This window comes from Hahella sp. HNIBRBA332, from assembly GCF_030719035.1.
In the GTDB taxonomy this organism is placed as follows: domain Bacteria; phylum Pseudomonadota; class Gammaproteobacteria; order Pseudomonadales; family Oleiphilaceae; genus Hahella.
In genome coordinates this window covers 4,313,280-4,332,897 of the sequence record NZ_CP132203.1, presented here as the reverse complement: position 1 = coordinate 4,332,897, position 19,618 = coordinate 4,313,280, and the positions used below count along the sequence as shown (strand labels likewise).

The following is a 19,618-nucleotide window of genomic DNA, read 5'->3' as shown; positions in this document are numbered from 1 at the left end:
TATCTCCTAAATAAACAGTCTGGTTATCTTCTGTAGGGCGGCGAACAGTTTTTCAACCTCTTCACGGGTGTTATAGAACGCAAAAGAGGCGCGGGTGGTGCCAGGAACGCCCAGGCAGTCCATTAATGGCTGCGCGCAATGGTGTCCGGTGCGTACGGCGATGCCTTGCTGATCCAGCAGTGTGCCCAGGTCGCTGGGATGCAGGCCGTCCACCAAAAAGGAAAAAACGGAAACTTTGTCTTTCGCCGTACCCACCGGGCGTAAGCCGGGAACAGTCGGCGCCAGCTCCGCCGCAAGTTGCAGCAGGCTGTCTTCATGGGCTTTCAGTTGCGCTTTGTCGAATTGACTCAGATAGTCCAGCGCCGCTGCGAAACCGATGGCTTCAGCAATGGCTGGCGTACCGGCCTCAAACTTAAACGGAGGCACGTTGAACGTGGTGCCGGAGAAGGACACGCGCTCAATCATTTCGCCACCGCTTTGATAAGGCGGCATGGCTTCCAGCAACGCTTTGCGGCCGTATAACGCGCCGATGCCGGTAGGGCCAAACGCCTTATGGGCGGAAATCGCATAGAAATCGCAGTCCAAGTCCTGTACGTCGATTTCCAGGTGCGGCGCGCCTTGTGCGCCGTCTATCAGTGTCACCGCGCCGACCGCCTTCGCCAAGCGAATCATTTCTTTAACGGGATTCACGGTGCCCATCGCGTTGGATGCATGGTTCACCGCGACGATGCGAGTCTTTTCGTTCAACAGGGCCTGATAGGCGGCCATGTCCAGCTCGGCGTCAGGCGTAATTGGGATGACTCTGATCTGCGCGCCGGTCTGCTGCGCCACGATCTGCCAGGGCACGATATTGGCGTGATGTTCAAGCTGGCTGACGATAATTTCGTCGCCGGGCTGCAGGGTGCTGCGGGCGTAAGATTGCGCCACCAGATTGATGGCCTCGGTGACGCCGCGAACCCAAATGATATCTTCACGAGACGGCGCGTTGACGAAGGCGCGCACTTTATCGCGAGCGGCTTCGAATTCGCCGGTTGCGCGGTCACTCAGGCTGTGGGCGCCGCGATGCACGTTGGCGTTAAACTCCCGGTAATACGTGTTCATCGCCTCGATAACCGCCAGCGGCTTTTGCGCCGTGGCTGCGTTATCCATGTATACCAGAGGTTTGCCGTTCACCTGCTGTTGCAGGATAGGGAAGTCCTCGCGGACGGATAGAACATCAAAGGGACGTTTAATCGCCTGGGTCATGCTGTTGTCTCCTGCGTTCCTTCATTATAGAAACGCTCAGCCAGTTCAAGCACATAGGCGTGAGCCGTTTCGATCTCCATTTCCGCCATGACGGACTCCACGAAAGCGCGGCTCAGCATGCGGTGCGCTTCGGTGCGGGGGATGCCGCGGGACTGGAAGTAGAACAGCGCCATGTCGTCCAACTGGCCCACGGTGGCGCCGTGCGCACATTTGACGTCGTCGGCGTAGATCTCCAATTCGGGCTTGGTGTTCACTTCCGCAGTATTGGTCAACAACAGATTATTGTTGTTCATCGCCGCCGAAGACTGCTGGGCGTCGCGATGGATATGCACGCGGCCGTTGAATACCGCCTTGCCTTTACCGTTGATGATGCCTTTGTAGGTTTCTTCGCTGACGCAGTGCGGCGCCACGTGCTCAATCGTGGTGTGGAAATCCACATGCTCACGCCCGCCCGCCAGATAAACGCCATTCAGCTTGCAGGACGCCAGTTGGCCCAGCAATTTTACATTGATATCGCGACGTTTCAGTGCGCCGCCGGTGGCGAAAGCATGCTGCTCGTAGTGGCTGCCGCCTTGCTGCTCGACGAACACGCAACCGGTATGAATCTGACTGGCGCCTTCGCAATTCAGCGCGTAGTGCGTCATCGTACTGTTGGCGGCGAGAAACACTTCCGTCACAGTATTTTGGAAAACTTTGCGCTCATGGGTGTCGACGTAAGTTTCCAGCAGTTCCAGTTTGGCGCCGGACTCCACCACCACGATCACGCGGTTATAGCTGGACGCCGCATCGCCGGAAACGTCTGCAGTATGGACGATCTGCACCGGCTTGAGGGCTTTGCTGTCTTTCTTGACACGGATAAGCGCGCCATCCTGAAGGGTGCCTGCATTCAGCGCGGCAAAAGGATGCTTGACGGCGTCGAACGTCTTGCCCAGGTATTCTTTGATCAGCGTCTGACCGGCTGTGTCCGCTGACGAGAAGGGGATCACTTCCAGTGCGGAGTCGTCGATGTTGGATGCGGCCAGCTGACCATTGTGGAATGTCAGAGTATAGAAGTCGCCAGTAATGCCTTGCGGGGCGTCATCAGAATCCGATGTCCGCAAACGCAGGATATCGCCCTGAACGATGGGGGCGATAGGTGTGTAGCGCCAGGCTTCTGTTTTGCGAGTGGGAAGCTCCAGGCCGGCGAATAGGCTGCGGCCTTCACTGCGGGCGTCGTCAAGCCAGCGCAGGCTGTCGCCCAGTTGTTCGCTCCAGGATTGCGAGGCTTCCACGCATTGGCGGTGAAAGTCTGCGTAGGGGTTGCTTTGGGTCGCCATGAATACCTCGCCTACGCTACTTTGTCGTCGTCCAGATTCAACCAGCCGTACCCTTTCTCTTCCAGTTCCAGAGCCAGTTCACGACCGCCGGATTTGACGATGCGGCCATTGGCCAGAACATGTACGTAATCCGGTACGATGTAGTTCAGCAGACGCTGATAGTGGGTCACCAGAACTACGGCGCGATCAGGGCTGCGCAGCGCATTGACGCCGTTGGCCACCACTTGCAGGGCGTCGATGTCGAGGCCGGAATCGGTTTCATCCAGCAGCGCCAGCTTGGGCTCCAGCATCAGCATTTGCAGAATTTCGTTACGCTTTTTCTCGCCGCCGGAAAAACCTTCGTTGACGCCGCGCTTGAGGAAGTCGGGGTCCAGGTTGACCATGCCGATCTTCTGACGGGCCAGCTTCAGGAAGGTCGCCGCGTCCAGTTCTTCTTCGCCGCGATGCTTGCGGATGCTGTTCATCGCTGTGCGCAGGAATTGGATATTGCTGACGCCAGGGATTTCCACTGGATACTGGAACGCCAGGAATATGCCTTCGCGGGCGCGTTCTTCCGGCTCCATGTCCAGCAGATTCTGGCCGAAATAATTGATTTCGCCGGAAGTGACGTCATAACCTTCGCGCCCGGACAATACGTGGGTCAAGGTGCTTTTGCCAGAGCCGTTGGGGCCCATGATGGCGTGGACTTCGCCGGGCTTTACGTCCAGCGTCAGTCCTTTCAGAATCTCTTTTTCTTCTACCCGAGCGTAAAGGTCTTTAATACTTAGCATGTTTGATCCCATGTATCAGAAAGACAACTCTGCGACCGCTACTTTAATTGGTCTATTGGGTCGCGGAATTTAACTCATCAAATATTCGCTGCCTGCTCTTGCGGTTGCCTGATTGCGCATCGCAGCCCGCCGCAGGCGTTTATGCTTCCGCTGCTTATTAGCCGACGGAGCCTTCCAAACTGACTTCCAGCAACTTGCCCGCTTCCACCGCAAATTCCATGGGCAGCTCTTTGAAAACTTCCTTACAAAAGCCGTTGACGATCATGGATACGGCGCGTTCCGCGTCGATGCCGCGCTGACGGCACAGGAACAACTGCTCATCGCTCACCTTGGAGGTGGTGGCCTCATGTTCAACCACGGCGCTGTTGTTCTTACTTTCGATGTAAGGGAAGGTGTGCGCGCCGCATTTGCTGCCGATCAGCAGAGAGTCGCACTGCGTATAATTGCGCGCATTTTCGGCATTGGGAGCGATTCTCACCAGACCACGATAGCTGCTGTCGCTGCGGCCGGCGGAAATGCCTTTGGAGATGATGGTGCTACGGGTGTGTTTACCCATGTGAATCATCTTGGTGCCGGTGTCCGCCTGCTGCAGGTTGTTGGTCAGAGCGACAGAGTAGAATTCGCCTACGCTGTGATCGCCTTTCAGCACGACGCTGGGGTATTTCCAGGTGATGGCCGAACCGGTTTCCACCTGGGTCCAGGAAATCTTGGAATGCGCGCCGGCGCACAGGCCGCGTTTGGTGACGAAGTTGTAGATGCCGCCTTTGCCTTCTTCGTCGCCGGGATACCAGTTCTGTACGGTCGAGTATTTGATTTCCGCGCCTTCCAGCGCCACCAGTTCAACCACGGCGGCGTGCAACTGGTTTTCATCGCGCATGGGAGCGGTGCAGCCTTCCAGGTAGCTGACGTAACTGCCTTCATCGGCGATGATCAGCGTACGTTCGAACTGACCGGTCTTCGCCGCATTAATGCGGAAGTAGGTGGACAGTTCCATAGGGCAGCGCACGCCCTTGGGAATGTAAACGAATGAACCGTCACTGAAGACCGCGGAGTTGAGGGCGGCGAAATAATTGTCGCGGGTAGGTACGACGCTACCAAGATATTTTTCCACCAACTCAGGATGATTTCGGACTGCTTCAGAAATGGAGCAGAAAATGACGCCGGCTTCAGACAGCTTTTCTTTGAACGTCGTGGCGACGGAAACGCTGTCGAACACCGCATCTACCGCAACGCCAGCCAGAGCGGCGCGTTCGTGTAGGGGGATGCCCAGCTTTTCGTAGGTTTTCAACAATTCGGGATCGACTTCATCCAGGCTCTTGGGACCGTCTTTCTGTGATTTAGGCGCAGAGTAATAGATGATGTCGTTGTAATCGATCTTGGGATAATGCACGTGAGCCCATTGCGGCTCTTCCATATTCAACCATTCGCGATAGGCCTTGAGACGCCAGTTGAGCATGAACTCGGGTTCGTTCTTTTTAGCGGAGATAAAGCGGATAACGTCTTCGTTTAATCCCGGCTCCAGGGCGTCGCTTTCAATGTCGGTGATAAAGCCGGCCTGGTATTCCCGTTTGATGTATTGGTCAACTGAGTTTTCTGGCGTGCTCATGAGAGGGCCTCGATGATCGAAAAGAGTATTTTAACAGCGCGCATATAAAAGAAAGCTCCGAGTCGTCCGCGCCTGAATTTTTTTAGCCTTTTCACCTTGGCTAAGAGCGCTGACAAATCAGAGTTTTCTTATTCTTGACTTGAATGCTAGGGTACTGAAAAGCCCATTTCAAATCAATACTAAATTGGTAATCAATCGGGAATGCAGTTAGAATCGAAAAGGCGTGTATTCCTTACGCGGCGGGTTCGTTTGGCGAATCCGAGCCATGCGTTTATGAAGCTGATACAGGACTTCAACTATGTTGCGCTTAGCTAGACTTGCCGATTATGGGCTGTTGATCGCCTCTTGTCTGGATGAGCCAGGTAAAGATCTGGTCAAACTGGAGCAGGTCGCCGATCAGACCAAGTTGCCCATTCCCACCGTACGCAAAATCATGAAATTGCTGGTGGATGGCGGCGTCGTTCACTCCGAGCGCGGCGTCAAAGGCGGCTATTGCCTTTCCGACGCGGCCTATAATATCAGTATTGCGCGCATTCTCCGAGCGGTGGAAGGCGGCGTGGCGCTGACTGACTGTTGTGCTGAAGAGCGCGTTTGCGATGTCATGCACGCGTGTACAGTGCATAGCAACTGGTCGGTTATCAATCAGACAGTCAATGAGATTTTTGAGCGGCTCACGCTGCGGGATATGTCCCGCCGTCTAAGCAAGGCCGATGTCATCAGCAAAGTGCGTACGGACGACGACGCCGTCGATCTCGTTATGTTGAGCGAGCTGGCCTCCTAAGGCTGAACACCTTACCTATCCGGTATCTATTCTTACTCTCTATTCGCTCATATATCCATTCGTTGCAAAGTTAGCGCATTTGGCTCTAACGATGATTTGTTTCTGATTATTTCTGAATTTTAACCAACTCCGAAATTTCCTCTCAGCCCAGTTATTTAGGCGCTTTTCGGCGTCTGATTACAGAAAGAAAATAAAAAATCAAGACTTTTTTCCTATAAGAGCAATTTTTGGTTGTACTCAGCGCATTGTTTGCAGATAATCGCGCCCAACAATATGGACTATCCTTACAGTAATCGCCGGGAAACAAGCGGTTTAGCTTAGTATCCGGGTTTTGGTTTTATGCTTCTTGCGGAAGGGGTTGATTTATGAACCAAAAAGATTTTGCAAGCAGTAAAGTGTTTTACGATACGAAGCACTTTCCCAGAGGATTCAGCCGGTCAGGTTTCTTTTCCAAGAAAGAGGCGGACATGCTGGAGCGTTCCGGGTATGCATTGCAAGAGCTCACAAACGGCAATCGCAAACCTGCGACACCGGCGGAAGAACAGCTTCTGACAGTGTTGAGAGGTGAAAGGGCGCCTGGTACGGACCTTGAAAAGGTGTGGATTAAGTATCTCAAGCATATCAGCACCAAACGCGTGTCCTACACCACCGGCATGGCGTTCGCCATGTCAGAGGGCGGCGACTTTACCGACGTCGAAACCGATTGACGCTCACTCTTGAAAAAAGGCGCTTTTCAGTGCCTTTTTTCTTTCTCGACTCTATACTCAACTGCATTTCCATGCAGAATCCTTTTCTATACTCATTCAATGTCATATTCAGAATTATTACCCGCCAATCGGGCTGTGCTGTTTGCAAACCTGGGACAGGCTTTGCTGAACGGTGAGAAATTTCCCGGGGTGTTCGACTCCGCCGCAGACATTTCGCCCCGCTGCTACGCGGCCAAATTGAACCAACTGGCGGAGAGCGTCAGGAAAAAGGCGGATAAGCCCCTGCTGGAACTTATCCGTGAGAGTGGGGTGTTCCTGCCCTGGGAAGTGCGTTTTATTCAGTTTGGTCTTGCTACCTTGCGTATTGCGGAAGTCTTCGCCCGTCTTTGTGACTACTATGTGTTGATTGGGCGCTCATCCCGTCAGTTATCCGCCTGGGTGGCGGGTTCCTGGTTGTTGGCCTGTTTCACCCTGGCTTACTTGATGTACTTTTTCGGCTTTGGCGCACAGGCGTCGTGGATGTCTCTTGGCTCAGGCGCGGCGCTGATGGTCGTTGGCATCGGCGTCGGAGTACGTTTGGCCCCCACGCTATTGGGTAACTGGGTAGCGCCGGATTCCCGCTTTTGGAATCAGGCTTCACGCTTGCCGCAAATCCGTTCACTGGTGGTGGCGCGCAGTGTGTATCAGTATCTGCTGAATTTGGGGCTGTGCGTGCAGGCGGGAATGGATCTGCCGCGTACGCTCGGCGTATGCGCCAAGTCGGAGCCGGTGGACTGGTTGCGTCAGCGTTATCATCTCGTGGCGGCGTCCGTGGGGAAAGGCATGAATCTGTCGAAGGCCTTTCTGGAAAGCGGCGTATTGAGCGAAACGCGAATTACTGCGCACCCGGAGCAAAGCAAGGGCAAACCGGCTCGTCTATGGGATCCAGGCATCATCGAGGTGGTGCGTCAGTCATTTGATGAGCAGTTGCGATATGCGTCGAAGGCGTTGCCGCTGTTGTTGCTGGCGCCGCTGGCGGTGGTTTGGCTGGTGATGGCGTTTAGCGTCGGCTGAAACGACGTTGAAACTGTCCAGCGCTCCATGGGTTGACTTTCGTGTGAGTGTTGAACCTGGAGCGCTGGCAGGTGACGGGCGGCTTAGTGGTGATGTCCGCCGGGGCCATGTACGTGGCCGTGATCAATTTCTTCTTTCGCCGCATCACGCAGACTGACGACTTCCAGAGCGAAAGTCAGCGTTTGGCCTGCGTAAGGGTGGTTGATGTCGACATCGACCATGGAGTGGCCAATTTTCATGACCGTGACCACTTGCACGCCTTGCTCGGATTTAACCGGGATAGCGTCGCCGACCTGAAAACGGCCCGCATGCTTCAGATACTTTTTGGAAATGCGCTTAATGCTGTCTTCCTGGCGTAAACCGAAGGCTTTTTCCGGGGGCAGAGTGATTTCGAATTTGTCGCCGGCGTCTTTGCCCTCCAGTGCTTCCTCTAACCCTTGCAGCACATTGTCATGGCCGTGCAGGTAGGTAATGACTTCGTCTTCATAGGTGTTTTCCAGTTCTTTGCCTTCTTGATCTTTCAGGATGTAGTGGAACTGGACCACTTTATTTTTGCTAATCGCCATAATCGGTCTCCGTAAAAAACTGGCCGGATTTTAGCGCAATTGCGCGCCGGTTACAGCAATTTTGCAGACGTCCCTGTCACAGATAAATAATGTCCTTCCTCATTGGCGCGAGGCGCTTGAGCAACCGGTTTTGCGTGGGATAGGGCACGCCTTCCTTGTTCATGGCGTTGATCAGCAAGTCGACGGTCCTGTTGAAATCCGCTTCGGAAATCGATATCCCGGCGTGGCTGTCGCGCATGCTGTCGCCGGTATATTCGCAGGGACCTCCGCTGATATTGCAGAGTTGCTCAGACAGCTTTTCTCTGAAGCGGTCTGGGTCTGTATCCACGAAGAAGGGCGCAATTTCTTCTGAGTAGCTGATTTCCTCCATGAATCGGTCCACCAGACGGGCGATTCCTTGCTCACCGCCCAGCGCGCGATATAACGAGGCATCCTGACTGACGCTTGCGCAGCCGGTCAGGTGTAACGTCGCAGTGGTGAGGGCGATGGCGATGGTTGTCGTCGCAACGCGGAGTAATGAACTTGCTTGAGAGTTGGTTCGCGTCATCTGTGTTCTCCGCACGCTGAGAGTCAATGGGAGGCTCACCATAGATAGCCGGTCAGGGATAAATAAGCCCCACGCTGGCTGTCCTGGCCGGCGATGTCGCCCAAATCCACCCAGGCCAGAGTGAGGTTCAGGTGTTTATTGGGGAAATATGCGATAAAAACATCTCTCCAGTCTTCCTCTTCAGCGAATCCCAGGTTGTCGGGCTTTTGGCGGTACTCCACCCCGACTGCGAGATGGGCGTTAAGCAAGACGGCGACGGCGGCTTCCACCTGGGGGCTGTAGCGGTCGCGTTTATCGCCGCCAAACCCGAGCAGGCCGAGTTGATTGGCTTTGGTGGCCCTTACGCTGAGGTTCCACAGCAGGTTGTATCCGCCGACAGCGCCAAGATGCAGCTTGCTGGCGGCTAGATAGACGTCCGTTCCATGTTCCGCATCCGCTGCGCCGACCGCCTTGGCGATCGCCGTGTCCTGCAGGCGCTTATATTGAACGCCTGTGCTTACCTGGGGCCAATCGCTGAATATGAGATCGCCGTAAAGGCGCACTTTGGCGCCATAAATGTCCTGGCGAATCTCCGCGCCAGCCTGCTTCAGGTCAAACTTCTGATGCGCGACGCTGATCTCAACCCGGTCATAGAAGTTCAGCGCGCCGCCCCACACATCCAGGCGATAGTCGTCAACGCCGACGCGGGAGCTGAAGACGCTGCCGGCGATGTCGTCCCGGGAGGCGTAGCCCGCCAGCACCGCCCAGGGCGTCAGGCCGCCGCCTGCGCTGCCTTCTATCTGCGTCACGCCCGGCGCCGCCAGTATTTTCCCTTCACCTGCGTAGGCGTCGGGAAGGGTTACAGCCGCGGTGATGATTAACGTGCAGATCCGGATGAGTGCGCCAGTCGAGAAAAATAAACGGTGACAAATACGACTTAGACCTTGCCGAAAGCTTGAGAGGGAAGTTGCTGCGCGCGTTGTCGTAGCCATGGAGCCAGTTCCTTTGCAGGCATGGGTTTGGATAGAAAGTAACCTTGAATATAGTCGCACCCCATTTCCGCCAACAGATCCATGCTGCGTTGAGATTCAACGCCTTCCGCAATGACCTTGAGATTGAAGCTATGTCCCAGTTCGATAGTGGAGCGGACAATAATTTTGTCACTGGCGGATTGTTCCAGTGGTATTACGAAGCTTTTATCAATTTTGATCTCTGACACCGGCATTTGCTTCAGTTTGGAAAGCGAAGAATAGCCAATGCCATAGTCGTCTACGGACAGGGTGAATCCACGTTGACGGAAACGTTGCATAAGGGCGATGGCGTGGTCGGCGTCGCTCATCATGTCTCTTTCGGTCAGTTCAAAGGAAATGGCGCGAGTGGGCAACTTCAACGCCTCCAGCTGGTTCAGTACGTTGTCGAGTAATTCATCGCGCTCCAGATCCTGAGCTGACAGGTTGATCGCCGCTTGCAAGTCGATGCCCTGGTCGCGCCACTCTGCGACCTGATTGATGACAGTGCGCGTCACCCAGTCGGTGAGTGGCGCGATGAGTCCGGCTTGCTCCGCGAGTTCCACAAAGATATCCGGAGGAATAAAGCCTTGCTCGGGGTGACTCCAGCGAATCAACGCTTCGCATTTGTCGACCCGGCCGGAGGCAAGGTGCATCTTGGGCTGGTAATACATGCAAAGCTGGCCGTCGTCCTCCGCAATGGCGAGCTTCAGATCTTGCAGCAGTTGCAGTCTGCGCAGGTGCGCTTCGTCTTCTCCGGACTCATAAAAGCGCAGGGCGCAACGCTCGCTGCGGGCTTTGTCCAGAGCGATGCTGGCGCGACGCAGCAGCTCCTCGGCCGCCGCCGCATGCTCGGGGTATTGGGCCACCCCGATGCTGAATGACAGGGTCAGACGTAAGTCATCCACCTTGAAGGGGCGGGATAAATGGGTCAGCAACTTGTCGCAGATAGAGCGGGCGTTCTCATTGCCGAAGACATCCACCAGACACAGAAACTCATCGGCGCCCAGGCGCGCGCAGATAGGGTTCTTGGGAATGAACTCGACCAGTCTTTGTCCTACTGCGCGCAGGCAGTCGTCGCCGACTTTGGGGCCAAAGGTGTCGTTGATGTTTTTAAAGCCGTTGATGTTCAGGCTGATAATCAGAAACGGGGCATTGTGCCGTCTGAGGGCGTCTTCGACTTCTGCGATCACTTTATTGCGGTTGAATAAGCCGGTGAGGCCGTCATGGGTGGCCTGATAGGTAATTTTGTATTCCCGCTCTTCAATATCCGAGCCCATCTTGATGAAGGCCTGAAACAGAGTTTTGATTTCGCTGGTGGCGATGGAAATGGGGGTGAGGCTGCGGTATTGGCCGCGAGACAGGTCGCTGGCGATTTTCACCATGCGGCCAAGCGGCTTGGTCAGGTTGTGGGACAACACCATGCTGCCGGCGATGGAGAGCAGGAACGTCAACGCGGATATCAGCAGGATGCGGTCGCGCAGTATGGCGAATTCTGCGAAGGCGTTGTGCAGGGGAACGGTCAGCACGGCTTCGATAGCGTTGTCGCCCATCCCCGACAGCGGGCGGCGCTTACTGCTGAACGTTTGCTTTTGCTGGATCAGGGATAGCAATGTGTCTGGGATGGTTTCCGGAGCGTGCAGTGCTTCATCCAGTTGGCTGCGGGGCAGGGTGGACACCACTTTGGCGGCGCCTTGATCGCGCCATGCAAAGGAAATATGCACGTTGGTGATCTGCCTCAACTCCTCCGCCAGTTCGCTGTCCAGGCGGAAGCCGATGGCGGCGAATCCTATCGGCGCCGGCGCGTATACCGGCAGGATGATCATCTGGTACAGCTCGCCCTGATAGGCGACAAAGGCCGCTGCGCCGCTGTGGGTCAAGGCTTGTTGCAACAGATCCTGGTGAGCGAATTTGGCGATGGGGGATGGCGAATCCTGAGTGGACGCTTGCAAGGTTCCGCTCAGATCAAGTAGCAGCATCAGGTCGGCGCTGATGCGTTCGCTGTGATTATTGAGCACGCTTTGGATGGTTTGCGTGTCCCGGGTCGCCACGGCTTGCTTAAAGCCAAAATCCGACGTGAGCACCTCAGCGGTAGTGGTCAACTGCACTTTCCGGGATTCAAGAAGTTGTCCAAAAACCTTGGCGGCGCCGCTGAAATCCTGGTTGATACGGTCGGTGGTGTAGTGACCAATGGAGATCCAGTAAGCGCCCAGGATAGTGAGAGACGCCACGCAGACTAAGCTGACGGAGAGCAGGAGTATTTGGTTGCGCAGACTATTCATGCAGTTGCTTGCGGAATTTGCCGCCGAAGCCGGACTTGCCCTGCGTGCGTTCCACGCTATTTCCCTGCATGTTCAGTCGGATAACGAAAGCGTCGCGACCCGCGGCGCTGGTGGGGAGTTCAGATAAAGACAGTCGCACTATGGTTTGAGAATCAATGGAAAGCTCTGGGCTCCAGACCAAAATGTCTTTCGGCGCCGGTATGGCGTCTGGAAAGGTCAACGTCGCTTTGCCGGATGCATCGGTCAGGGAGAAGTAGGGCGTCTCCGCGACGTAGATGTAGCCCAGCATGCTGTCGTGGATGTTGCAACCCAGCACCACGACGCCGGGCTGCTGGAAAAGCAAAGGCGCTTCCGGCTGGCCGCTGTAGAGCTTCAGTTCAAATACCTTGGCGGGAGAGAATGAATAGACGTGATGGCGCACGTTATCGCTGTTGGGAAACGCAACTTGAGCGCCCGCCGCTACGGTGAGAATCTTTGGGCGAAACTGCTTCTTCACTTGGTCCATGATGGCCGGGGAGCCTGCATAAGTCGGGGCGGGGGATGGCGTTTGCTCTGCTGGCAGGCTGATGACCGCGTCCGCCACAGGAGCGTCATTATCGCTTAAGGCCAGGAAATGAAGCGTTTGCGCCGCGACTGTCGGAGTCGCCAGGACAAATGCCAGCGCCAGCGCTCGACGGGGACGACCGGGAGATATGGCGGCTCGGGCTGGGTCGATGCGGCCCCTGATTACACGTCGCTCATTTGGAATTACCAAACTTCGTTCCTCACGCCTTGATTGACGGTTTCCCAAGCGCAGCAGTGACGACGCCGAAACGTCAACAGACCCTAAATCTCTTAATGAATTTCAGTATAGCAAAGGGTTTTGGCGACGAAGTCCGCAGGTACGAACTGTTTCAATGTTTTACGAATGACGGGACGTCAATGGACGTCCCTTGGCGCCGGAAGAGAGGACGGCTGTTCCTGGCGGCGGGGTTTATTGACCAACTTTGTACAATTCGGGATCAATACCGTGCTTTTTCACGATTTTGTAGAAGTCTGAGCGATTACGATCCGCCATGCGTGCGGCTTCCGGGATGTTGCCGTTGGTCATGCTTAGTAGCTTTTCCACGTACTCTTTCTCAAAGATTCGCTTGGCCTCGGACAGCGTCACCTCCTGGTTTTGTTCGCGCTGGAACCGGGGCAGCGCCTGTTCAATCAATTGGCGGGAAATGACGGCGCCGGCATTGAGGGCATGGCACTTTTCGCTCAGATTAATCAATTCGCGGATGTTGCCTGGCCAGGAATAGGAAATCAGGGCGTCCATTGCGTCCGGCGCAATGCGCTTGCAGCTTTGACCGTAGCGTTGGGCCACGCGCTCCAGAAAATGGCTCAGCAGTAGAGGGATGTCCTCACGGCGTTCGCGCAAAGGCGGCAGCACCAGATTGACCACGTTAAGCCGGTAGTACAGATCCTCGCGGAATGTCTGCTCCTCGATCATGTTTAGCAGGTCTTTGTGGGTGGCGGAAACGATGCGAATGTCCACGTCGATATAGGTCGTGGAGCCGATGGGCTTGATTTTGCGCTCCTGCAGCACCCGCAGCAGTTTGACCTGCAGATGCATGGGCATGTCGCCAATCTCATCAAGGAATACGGTGCCGCCGTCGGCTGTTTCAAACAGTCCCACATGATCGCGAACGGCCCCGGTGAAAGAACCTTTTTTATGGCCGAACAGTTCAGATTCCATCAACTCATCCGGAATGGCGCCACAGTTGATCGGTATGAATGGCTTGTCCCGGCGCGGGCTGGCGTCATGAATCGCTTGCGCCAGTACTTCTTTACCGGTGCCGCTTTCGCCTTGAATCAATACGTTGACGACGCTTTGCGCCACCATTTTCGCTTGCTCCAGTAGCTGATAGAGCTTGGCGCTGCGGGTGACGATGGATTGAAATACATTGGCGGCGCTTTCGTTGGCGGAGTGGCCAACCAGGGCTTTTTCAATGGTGGTGCGCAGCTCTTCCCGGTCTACCGGTTTGGTGAGAAAAGCGAAGGCGCCTTTTTGGGTGGCCACCACCGCCTCCGAAATTGAGCCGTGGGCGGTCAGCATGATTACAGGGGTGCCGGGCCAGTCCCGTTGAATATGCTCCAGCAGCTGAATGCCGTCCATGCCGTCCATTTTCAGATCGGAGATCACCAAAATCGGCTGCTTGCGGCGAATTTCCCGCAATGCTTCCTCGCCGCTTTCCACTAATCGGGAAGCGTATCCCAGCGCTTTCAGACGCATGGACATCAGTTGCAATAACCCGGAGTCGTCATCGACGACGAGAATATCGTTGTTGCTGGCGATAGGATCGTTCATTTGGGAGACTCTTCCGTACGTTGGTTAATGCCTTCTTCTATGGCGCCTATGGCTTCGATGGTTTGTTCGAGCTTCAGTTTCAGCTTCTGGTTGTAAGCCAGCATGCGTTGCTGAGAGTCGGAAACGTCCTGCATGAGCGTTATGAAGCTCTGCGCGCCCCAGCTCCAGTCCTGATATTTACGTAGTGACTGCAATGCGGTTTGCATGACGCCGGGATAATAATCCGGCTCGCAACTGGCGATCATAATGGTCTCGAACGCTTCCGCCCTTTGTTTTGACGACATGTGCTCCAAGCGCCGGGAACGGGCTTCTTTGCTTCTTTGGCAATGTTTGTCGCGTTGCTCAAGGATATCGGCGAGGTCAGGGCTGGGAACCCGCTCAAGCAGCAGCGGCGAGTTGGGATCGCCTCCCACCGCGTTCGTCACCAATGCCAGGTTTTTACACCCTGACTGGACCAGCAGGCCCAGGGCGACGCCAAGGGAAAAAATCACTTTTCTTGAGTTCAATGCTGTCATGTGTAATCCGTGAAACTGATATAAAAGCGGGTCCCATTGGGCTCTTCATCCATGACCTGTATGTCGCCGCCAAGATGGCGCAGGCACTCGGCGACGATCGCCAGCCCGAGTCCGCTTCCTTTCGTCGCTCCCTGGCGCTTATTGTCGCCCTGGAAGAACGGCGTGAATATTTTTTCTTTGTCATGTTTGGAAATCCCCGGTCCCTGATCGCGAACTTCCAGCCACCATCCCGGCTGTTCGCCATTGGCGTCTTCTTTCCCCCATCCCAGGGCGATGCGACTGCCGGGAGGAGAAAAATGAATGGCGTTGCTGAGCAGATTATTAAAGATCATCTCCAATAGAACCGGGTCGCTCTCCACTTTGATCGAAGTTTTGGGTATTTCTATGTAGACCTGATTGGTGTTAGCCAGCGAACGGTAGCGCTCAATCGGCTTATGCAGGAATTCAGGCAGTTCCAGCGTTTGGCGCGGGCCGCCGGCGGCCAGACGAACGCTGTTGAAATTCAGCAGCTGTTGGATCATTTCCTGCAAGCGGGTGGCGTTGTCGAACAGGATTTCCACCACTTTTCTTTGTTCGCCGGTCAGAGGCCCGGGAATCTCTTCCGTCAACAGTGCGCTGGCTTCGAAAATCGCCGCCAACGGGGTTTTCAGTTCGTGCGTGACATGGCGTAAAAAGGCGCTTTTCTGTTGCTCAATCAACTCCAGGTTTTCACGTAGCCACTCCAGTCGCTTGCCCAATACCTGAAACTCTTCCGGTCCTTCTATTTTGGCGCTGGCCTCCAGTTCGCCCTCTCCGATGCGACGTATTGTCTGTGAGAGATTATTCAGCGGGCGCGTAATGACATAGGACCAGATCACCATGATCACAAAGGAGGCCGGCAGGGCGAGCAAGCCGAGAATCGCCAGCCGCCACTGGGTGGTGCGAAAGCCTTCTTTTTGCTCCGCCAGGGAGGCGTTCAAGGCGTCATTGGCCAGGACAGTGATATTGGAGGTAATCTCCGCCGCGCTGTTGAAGATAGCCGTCAGGCGTCCCAGACTATTGGCTTCAAATTCGGGGCCTACTACCTCATTGAGGGTTTCTTCCGCTTCACCCCCTTTGGGCGTCGTCAATTGTTCTGGCGCCGCATCGCGTTTAGCCGGTGAGGTGATGGACAGCGCGCTCCGGTGGGTAACCCGCAGCAACTGACTGACCATGTCGCTCATCTTGGCTGAGCCGATGTTGCGCTCCAAAGCGCTCGCCTGTTCTTGCAGCTTGGCGTACTTCTCTCCGTAGATCTTCTCGAAACGCGCGTCCTGCAAGACAACAAACTGGCGCGCAGAGCGCTCCAGTTCTTTCACCAGTTCTTGCAACGCTGACATTTGCCGGTTAATCGCAGCGGTGGATTCCACCAATTCATTCTGGCGACGGTTGTGCTTATCCATCGACCAGATCGCGTAGCCAACCGCCACGATCAGCGGAGCCACCGCCAGCAGCATGCCCAGGGCCCACTGCCGGGTAAGAGAGATAGAGTAAAAAGGAAAACCCATTGGTCGTTTTTGCAATCCGGAAAGTTTTCGCAACCATACCGAGTTTTCTTCTTTATTCCTATAGTTGCAAAAATGCAACGCATTAACTTATTGAAATATATGGTGTTATAGGGTTTCTCCTAAACCGGGCTGTGTCCGTTAGGCAACAGTTTACAGGGCTGAGAAAAAAGCGTTAATAAATGAAAATGTTTTTAACCTATTGATTTATAATGTTTAATCTTTTTGTGGAGCGAAAATTGTGAGTGTTCTTGTATTGTTAATCGGATTGGCGATAACCAAGCTAGTCATCCTTTGCTGATATTTGCCCATGACCTTAAGAGGAGCCGCAACATGAAATCTCTGCTGACCTTAATTCTGGCGCTGTGCGCTGTAGTTAGCGGAGCGCAGGCGGCGACGGTCGACAACCAGTTTGACATCACCATCCCAGGGTTCGTGGAGATGGACAAGGACGCAGACGCCTTGATCACTCGATTTGAGGCGCGGAATCGACAGGACCTGATTGAAGCTTTTGAGATGTTTGATATGGATCGGAGCGGAGATATCTCCCTAGTTGAATATGCGGACTTTATGTCTTCGGCGCACAACAAGTCGGCGTTCGTAAAGCGTAATGCAACGCCGGAGATCAGTTCATAGCATTAGTAACGCCAAAGAGCTGAAGACGCTAACGAGTCCGGGAGGGGCCGTCGGGTTGGCTGTAAGGGAGAAGCAATATGTGTTCGAGATTAGTTACGCAATGGGTGCATATCTTCGTCTTGGCGGTGTTGACCGTCTCGGCGATGGCGGCCAGAGCCAATGACAGCGGACGCAGCCCCTTCGCGGAAGGGTGGAAGGAAGGGGTGATTCAAACCCGTTATTTATTGAACCCGGCATTGCGCTCATTCGCAATCCAGGTGACGGTGATTCGCGACAGAGCTGTATTGGAAGGCGATGTCGACACCGAGATTGAAAAAGTATTGGCGGAGCAAGTGGCGCTCTCAGTTGATGGCGTGTCCCGCGTGGATAACCAACTGCTGACGTGTGAGGAGCGCCAGGAAGCCGATCCCTCTTTTGAGCCTGGCCGGAATGAGGAGGCGCCGTCCCGTACTGAGTTCGGGATGAGGAGAGGGACCAGTGAAAGAGAATTACAGAAACCGCTTGGTAAGTTAACCGGGCGCCCAAAGATAGGGAGCCGCCTAAGGAATGGTTGCCCCACAATTAGATAGTAGAAATGAGGAAAAAACATGAAAAACCTGTCTAAATTCAGTTTGTTGGCGGCTGCTGTGATTGGCCTGTCCGCGTGTGCGTCCAGCCAGCCGGAGCCTGTGGTTGAAGAGCCGGTTGTTATCGAACCCGCCCAGCCAGAGCCTGTGGTTGAACCGGCTCCTGAGCCTGTAGTGGAAGCTGCGCCAATGCCAAGCGCCAATATTGAATTTGCTTTTGACTCCGCCAAAATCGGTCCTGGCGAGCAAAGCGATCTGCAACAGTGGGCGAGTTATATTCAGGAAGGCGCCTACAACCGCGTTGAAGTGCACGGCCATGCAGACGACACGGGTTCCGCGGACTACAACCGCAAGCTGTCCGCCGATCGCGCCAACAGCACCGTGCAGGCATTGCGCAATCTGGTTTCAGGACAGGTTGATTTCGTAGTCGTACCTCACGGCGAAGAGCAGCCTCTGGCCGAAAACTCAGATGAGCAAGGTCGTCAGATGAATCGTCGCGTGGAAATCGTTCCACAAGGCGCGAGCCTCTAATCAGCTCTGGGATCGCGATGGATTGCGTAACCTGAGTTGCCGACGTCGCAGGTCCGACGTCGGAAACAATGTAAGCGCCCTGTTGTGAATAAATTTGTTGCAGCAGGGCGTTTGCACTTTCGCAATTCCGTTGCGACACTTAGAATTCTGTTTCTTTCGTCGACGCGACGCGATGTCGCTGTAATAACTCCAACGAATCTCTTACTTAAGAAATGAGGAATGACTATGAAATCCAAACGCCTGATTAAGCAAGTTACCGCTGTATTGCTGAGCATGAGCATGTTCGTATTGAGCTTGCAAAGTGCTGCGGTGCGTGCGGCGATGGTCTCAACTGATACTCAGATTCAGGTTGAGCAGCAAAACTATGATCGCGAGCAGATTATGCGTATTACCGGCTCTGACGAGGCGAAAGAAGTGTTGCTGAGCCTGGGCGTAAGCCAGGAAGACGTTGAAGCTCGCGTGGCGAACATGACTGCGGATGAAATCGCGGAGTTCAACAAACAAATCAATGAAATGCCTGCGGGCGCGAGTTCTGCGGTAGGCATAATTCTGGTAATTTTCGTTATTTTGATCGTGTTGGATCTGTTGGGTACAACCAACATTTTCCCTGTGATCAAACCTATTGGTAAGCGCTAAGCAGACGTAACGTCGTCCAAGCTTTGTTTAAGCAGGTTCAAGCTTATATAGCGGCGATTATGCTGGTAATCGCCGCAGCGCTTTCTGGCTGCGGTTCCCTGCCGCAGTCAGCGGCGCTGATGACGGAGCCGCCCAGCGATATCCCCCCTCAGGCGGAACTCACCGCAACTCCTTTTTATCCCCAATCTGAATACCAATGTGGCCCGGCGGCATTGGCGACGGTGCTGACTACGCCCGAGCGGCCGGTTCTTCCCGACGATCTGGTTGGTTTGGTGTATGTGCCGGATCGGCAGGGGAGTTTCCAGGTGGAGATGGTCGCCGCCGCCCGCAGTTATGGGCGGCTCGCATATCCATTGCAGCCTGAGATAGAAGACATCCTGCGCGAAGTGGCTGCGGGACACCCTGTCCTGGTGTTTCAGAATCTGGGGTTGAGCTGGAGTCCGGTTTGGCATTTCGCTGTGGTGGTAGGGTATGACTTCGCCGGCGCGGAAATCATTTTACGTTCTGGCGTCACTGAGCGTGAAACACTGTTGCTGCGCACCTTTGAGCGCACCTGGAAAAATGGCGGCTATTGGGCTCGGGTCATTTTGCCTCCCGGAGAGTTGCCCGCCACAGGAGAACCTTTTCCTGTCGCCAAGGCGGCGCAGGATCTAGCGAACACGGGCCATCCGCAGGAGGCCCGTGCGACCTATGCCGCGGCGGTGAAGCGTTGGCCGGACTCCGCTATTTTGCAACTGGGATTGGGGAACCTCGCCTATGCCGCCAAAGATTACGCTGTTGCGGAAGCGGCCTTTCGACAACTGGTGGCGCTGCAACCGCAGAAGGCGGAAGGCTGGAATAATCTGTCCTATGCACTTGCCCAACAAGGATGCCATGTGGCGACGGAAGCGGCGAAATGCGCCAGTGCGCTGGCCCCTGACGATGTTACTATCGCCACCACGTCGCAGGACGTGGCGGATATCCTGGCGCGCAAGCCTGCCGCCTCCTGCGTGATTCCTAAGTGTCCCAGCCTGTAAC

Annotated in this window: 20 protein-coding genes; 8 read left to right on the top strand and 12 right to left on the bottom strand. The window is 55.0% G+C overall.

Features of this window, described 5'->3' with window-relative positions:
• Positions 1–6 precede the first annotated feature (6 nt).
• From O5O45_RS19060 to sufB, 4 genes are all read right to left on the bottom strand, one after another.
• On the bottom strand, positions 7–1,245 hold the full coding sequence (locus O5O45_RS19060; protein ID WP_305900940.1) for an aminotransferase class V-fold PLP-dependent enzyme: 1,239 nt from the start codon (positions 1,243–1,245) through the stop codon (positions 7–9).
• Positions 1,242–2,561, bottom strand: a complete 1,320-nt coding sequence (gene sufD, locus O5O45_RS19055) for a Fe-S cluster assembly protein SufD (RefSeq protein ID WP_305900939.1) — start codon at positions 2,559–2,561, stop codon at positions 1,242–1,244. Before sufD ends, O5O45_RS19060 begins: the two co-directional genes overlap by 4 nt.
• Before the next feature lie 11 nt (positions 2,562–2,572).
• Positions 2,573–3,331 (bottom strand): Fe-S cluster assembly ATPase SufC, encoded by a 759-nt coding sequence (sufC, locus tag O5O45_RS19050; protein ID WP_216738558.1) that lies wholly within the window; start codon positions 3,329–3,331, stop codon positions 2,573–2,575.
• A gap of 157 nt (positions 3,332–3,488) precedes the next feature.
• A complete protein-coding gene (gene sufB, locus O5O45_RS19045) occupies positions 3,489–4,937 on the bottom strand; it encodes a Fe-S cluster assembly protein SufB (RefSeq protein WP_305900938.1) in 1,449 nt (482 codons plus the stop codon).
• A gap of 298 nt (positions 4,938–5,235) precedes the next feature.
• Between sufB and O5O45_RS19040 the strand changes: the two genes are divergently transcribed.
• The 3 genes from O5O45_RS19040 to O5O45_RS19030 all read left to right on the top strand — a co-directional run bounded on the left by O5O45_RS19040 (position 5,236) and on the right by O5O45_RS19030 (position 7,478).
• The gene (locus O5O45_RS19040; protein ID WP_305900937.1) at positions 5,236–5,718 is read left to right on the top strand and encodes an SUF system Fe-S cluster assembly regulator; all 483 of its coding nucleotides are present in this window, start codon (positions 5,236–5,238) and stop codon (positions 5,716–5,718) included.
• 365 nt (positions 5,719–6,083) lie between these two features.
• Positions 6,084–6,425, top strand: coding sequence for a MaoP family protein (locus O5O45_RS19035; protein ID WP_305900936.1), 342 nt, complete (start codon positions 6,084–6,086; stop codon positions 6,423–6,425).
• A gap of 99 nt (positions 6,426–6,524) precedes the next feature.
• On the top strand, positions 6,525–7,478 hold the full coding sequence (locus O5O45_RS19030; protein ID WP_305900935.1) for a hypothetical protein: 954 nt from the start codon (positions 6,525–6,527) through the stop codon (positions 7,476–7,478).
• A gap of 83 nt (positions 7,479–7,561) precedes the next feature.
• Here the strand turns inward: O5O45_RS19030 and O5O45_RS19025 are convergent, their stop codons facing one another.
• The 8 genes from O5O45_RS19025 to O5O45_RS18990 all read right to left on the bottom strand — a co-directional run bounded on the left by O5O45_RS19025 (position 7,562) and on the right by O5O45_RS18990 (position 16,235).
• On the bottom strand, positions 7,562–8,044 hold the full coding sequence (locus O5O45_RS19025; RefSeq protein WP_305900934.1) for an FKBP-type peptidyl-prolyl cis-trans isomerase: 483 nt from the start codon (positions 8,042–8,044) through the stop codon (positions 7,562–7,564).
• Between the two features lie 76 nt (positions 8,045–8,120).
• On the bottom strand, positions 8,121–8,591 hold the full coding sequence (locus tag O5O45_RS19020) for a group I truncated hemoglobin (RefSeq protein WP_305900933.1): 471 nt from the start codon (positions 8,589–8,591) through the stop codon (positions 8,121–8,123).
• Positions 8,592–8,626: 35 nt separating this feature from the next.
• On the bottom strand, positions 8,627–9,562 hold the full coding sequence (locus tag O5O45_RS19015) for a DUF3034 family protein (protein WP_305900932.1): 936 nt from the start codon (positions 9,560–9,562) through the stop codon (positions 8,627–8,629).
• Complete coding sequence (locus tag O5O45_RS19010; RefSeq protein ID WP_305900931.1) at positions 9,508–11,859, bottom strand: putative bifunctional diguanylate cyclase/phosphodiesterase; 2,352 nt, start codon at positions 11,857–11,859, stop codon at positions 9,508–9,510. Before O5O45_RS19010 ends, O5O45_RS19015 begins: the two co-directional genes overlap by 55 nt.
• Positions 11,852–12,613, bottom strand: a complete 762-nt coding sequence (locus O5O45_RS19005; protein ID WP_305900930.1) for a methylamine utilization protein — start codon at positions 12,611–12,613, stop codon at positions 11,852–11,854. Before O5O45_RS19005 ends, O5O45_RS19010 begins: the two co-directional genes overlap by 8 nt.
• A 219-nt stretch (positions 12,614–12,832) precedes the next feature.
• Positions 12,833–14,194 (bottom strand): sigma 54-interacting transcriptional regulator, encoded by a 1,362-nt coding sequence (locus O5O45_RS19000; RefSeq protein WP_305900929.1) that lies wholly within the window; start codon positions 14,192–14,194, stop codon positions 12,833–12,835.
• Entirely contained in the window at positions 14,191–14,709 is a 519-nt protein-coding gene (locus tag O5O45_RS18995) for a hypothetical protein (RefSeq protein ID WP_305900928.1), read from the bottom strand. Before O5O45_RS18995 ends, O5O45_RS19000 begins: the two co-directional genes overlap by 4 nt.
• Entirely contained in the window at positions 14,706–16,235 is a 1,530-nt protein-coding gene (locus O5O45_RS18990) for a sensor histidine kinase (RefSeq protein WP_305900927.1), read from the bottom strand. Before O5O45_RS18990 ends, O5O45_RS18995 begins: the two co-directional genes overlap by 4 nt.
• Before the next feature lie 330 nt (positions 16,236–16,565).
• Between O5O45_RS18990 and O5O45_RS18985 the strand changes: the two genes are divergently transcribed.
• The 5 genes from O5O45_RS18985 to O5O45_RS18965 all read left to right on the top strand — a co-directional run bounded on the left by O5O45_RS18985 (position 16,566) and on the right by O5O45_RS18965 (position 19,617).
• A complete protein-coding gene (locus O5O45_RS18985; RefSeq protein WP_305900926.1) occupies positions 16,566–16,868 on the top strand; it encodes an EF-hand domain-containing protein in 303 nt (100 codons plus the stop codon).
• A 77-nt stretch (positions 16,869–16,945) separates the two neighbouring features.
• Positions 16,946–17,437 carry a BON domain-containing protein gene (locus tag O5O45_RS18980; protein ID WP_305900925.1) on the top strand — a complete coding sequence of 164 codons (492 nt, stop codon included), beginning with the start codon at positions 16,946–16,948 and terminating at the stop codon, positions 17,435–17,437.
• 18 nt (positions 17,438–17,455) lie between these two features.
• Positions 17,456–17,965: an OmpA family protein gene (locus tag O5O45_RS18975; RefSeq protein WP_305900924.1), complete on the top strand. Its 510-nt coding sequence runs from the start codon at positions 17,456–17,458 to the stop codon at positions 17,963–17,965.
• Positions 17,966–18,190: 225 nt separating this feature from the next.
• Positions 18,191–18,601, top strand: coding sequence for a PA2779 family protein (locus O5O45_RS18970; protein WP_011395367.1), 411 nt, complete (start codon positions 18,191–18,193; stop codon positions 18,599–18,601).
• 59 nt (positions 18,602–18,660) lie between these two features.
• A complete protein-coding gene (locus tag O5O45_RS18965; RefSeq protein WP_305900923.1) occupies positions 18,661–19,617 on the top strand; it encodes a PA2778 family cysteine peptidase in 957 nt (318 codons plus the stop codon).
• Position 19,618 lies beyond the last annotated feature (1 nt).

Excerpts from the sequence above, each read along its gene's own strand:
- O5O45_RS19060 (WP_305900940.1), bottom strand. The coding sequence starts at position 1,245 with ATGACCCAGGCGATTAAACGTCCCTTTGATGTTCTATCCGTCCGCGAG.
- sufD (WP_305900939.1), bottom strand. The coding sequence starts at position 2,561 with ATGGCGACCCAAAGCAACCCCTACGCAGACTTTCACCGCCAATGCGTG.
- sufC (WP_216738558.1), bottom strand. The coding sequence starts at position 3,331 with ATGCTAAGTATTAAAGACCTTTACGCTCGGGTAGAAGAAAAAGAGATT.
- sufB (WP_305900938.1), bottom strand. The coding sequence starts at position 4,937 with ATGAGCACGCCAGAAAACTCAGTTGACCAATACATCAAACGGGAATAC.
- O5O45_RS19040 (WP_305900937.1), top strand. The coding sequence starts at position 5,236 with ATGTTGCGCTTAGCTAGACTTGCCGATTATGGGCTGTTGATCGCCTCT.
- O5O45_RS19035 (WP_305900936.1), top strand. The coding sequence starts at position 6,084 with ATGAACCAAAAAGATTTTGCAAGCAGTAAAGTGTTTTACGATACGAAG.
- O5O45_RS19030 (WP_305900935.1), top strand. The coding sequence starts at position 6,525 with ATGTCATATTCAGAATTATTACCCGCCAATCGGGCTGTGCTGTTTGCA.
- O5O45_RS19025 (WP_305900934.1), bottom strand. The coding sequence starts at position 8,044 with ATGGCGATTAGCAAAAATAAAGTGGTCCAGTTCCACTACATCCTGAAA.
- O5O45_RS19020 (WP_305900933.1), bottom strand. The coding sequence starts at position 8,591 with ATGACGCGAACCAACTCTCAAGCAAGTTCATTACTCCGCGTTGCGACG.
- O5O45_RS19015 (WP_305900932.1), bottom strand. The coding sequence starts at position 9,562 with ATGGCTACGACAACGCGCGCAGCAACTTCCCTCTCAAGCTTTCGGCAA.
- O5O45_RS19010 (WP_305900931.1), bottom strand. The coding sequence starts at position 11,859 with ATGAATAGTCTGCGCAACCAAATACTCCTGCTCTCCGTCAGCTTAGTC.
- O5O45_RS19000 (WP_305900929.1), bottom strand. The coding sequence starts at position 14,194 with ATGAACGATCCTATCGCCAGCAACAACGATATTCTCGTCGTCGATGAC.
- O5O45_RS18995 (WP_305900928.1), bottom strand. The coding sequence starts at position 14,709 with ATGACAGCATTGAACTCAAGAAAAGTGATTTTTTCCCTTGGCGTCGCC.
- O5O45_RS18990 (WP_305900927.1), bottom strand. The coding sequence starts at position 16,235 with ATGGGTTTTCCTTTTTACTCTATCTCTCTTACCCGGCAGTGGGCCCTG.
- O5O45_RS18985 (WP_305900926.1), top strand. The coding sequence starts at position 16,566 with ATGAAATCTCTGCTGACCTTAATTCTGGCGCTGTGCGCTGTAGTTAGC.
- O5O45_RS18980 (WP_305900925.1), top strand. The coding sequence starts at position 16,946 with ATGTGTTCGAGATTAGTTACGCAATGGGTGCATATCTTCGTCTTGGCG.
- O5O45_RS18975 (WP_305900924.1), top strand. The coding sequence starts at position 17,456 with ATGAAAAACCTGTCTAAATTCAGTTTGTTGGCGGCTGCTGTGATTGGC.
- O5O45_RS18970 (WP_011395367.1), top strand. The coding sequence starts at position 18,191 with ATGAAATCCAAACGCCTGATTAAGCAAGTTACCGCTGTATTGCTGAGC.
- O5O45_RS18965 (WP_305900923.1), top strand. The coding sequence starts at position 18,661 with ATGCTGGTAATCGCCGCAGCGCTTTCTGGCTGCGGTTCCCTGCCGCAG.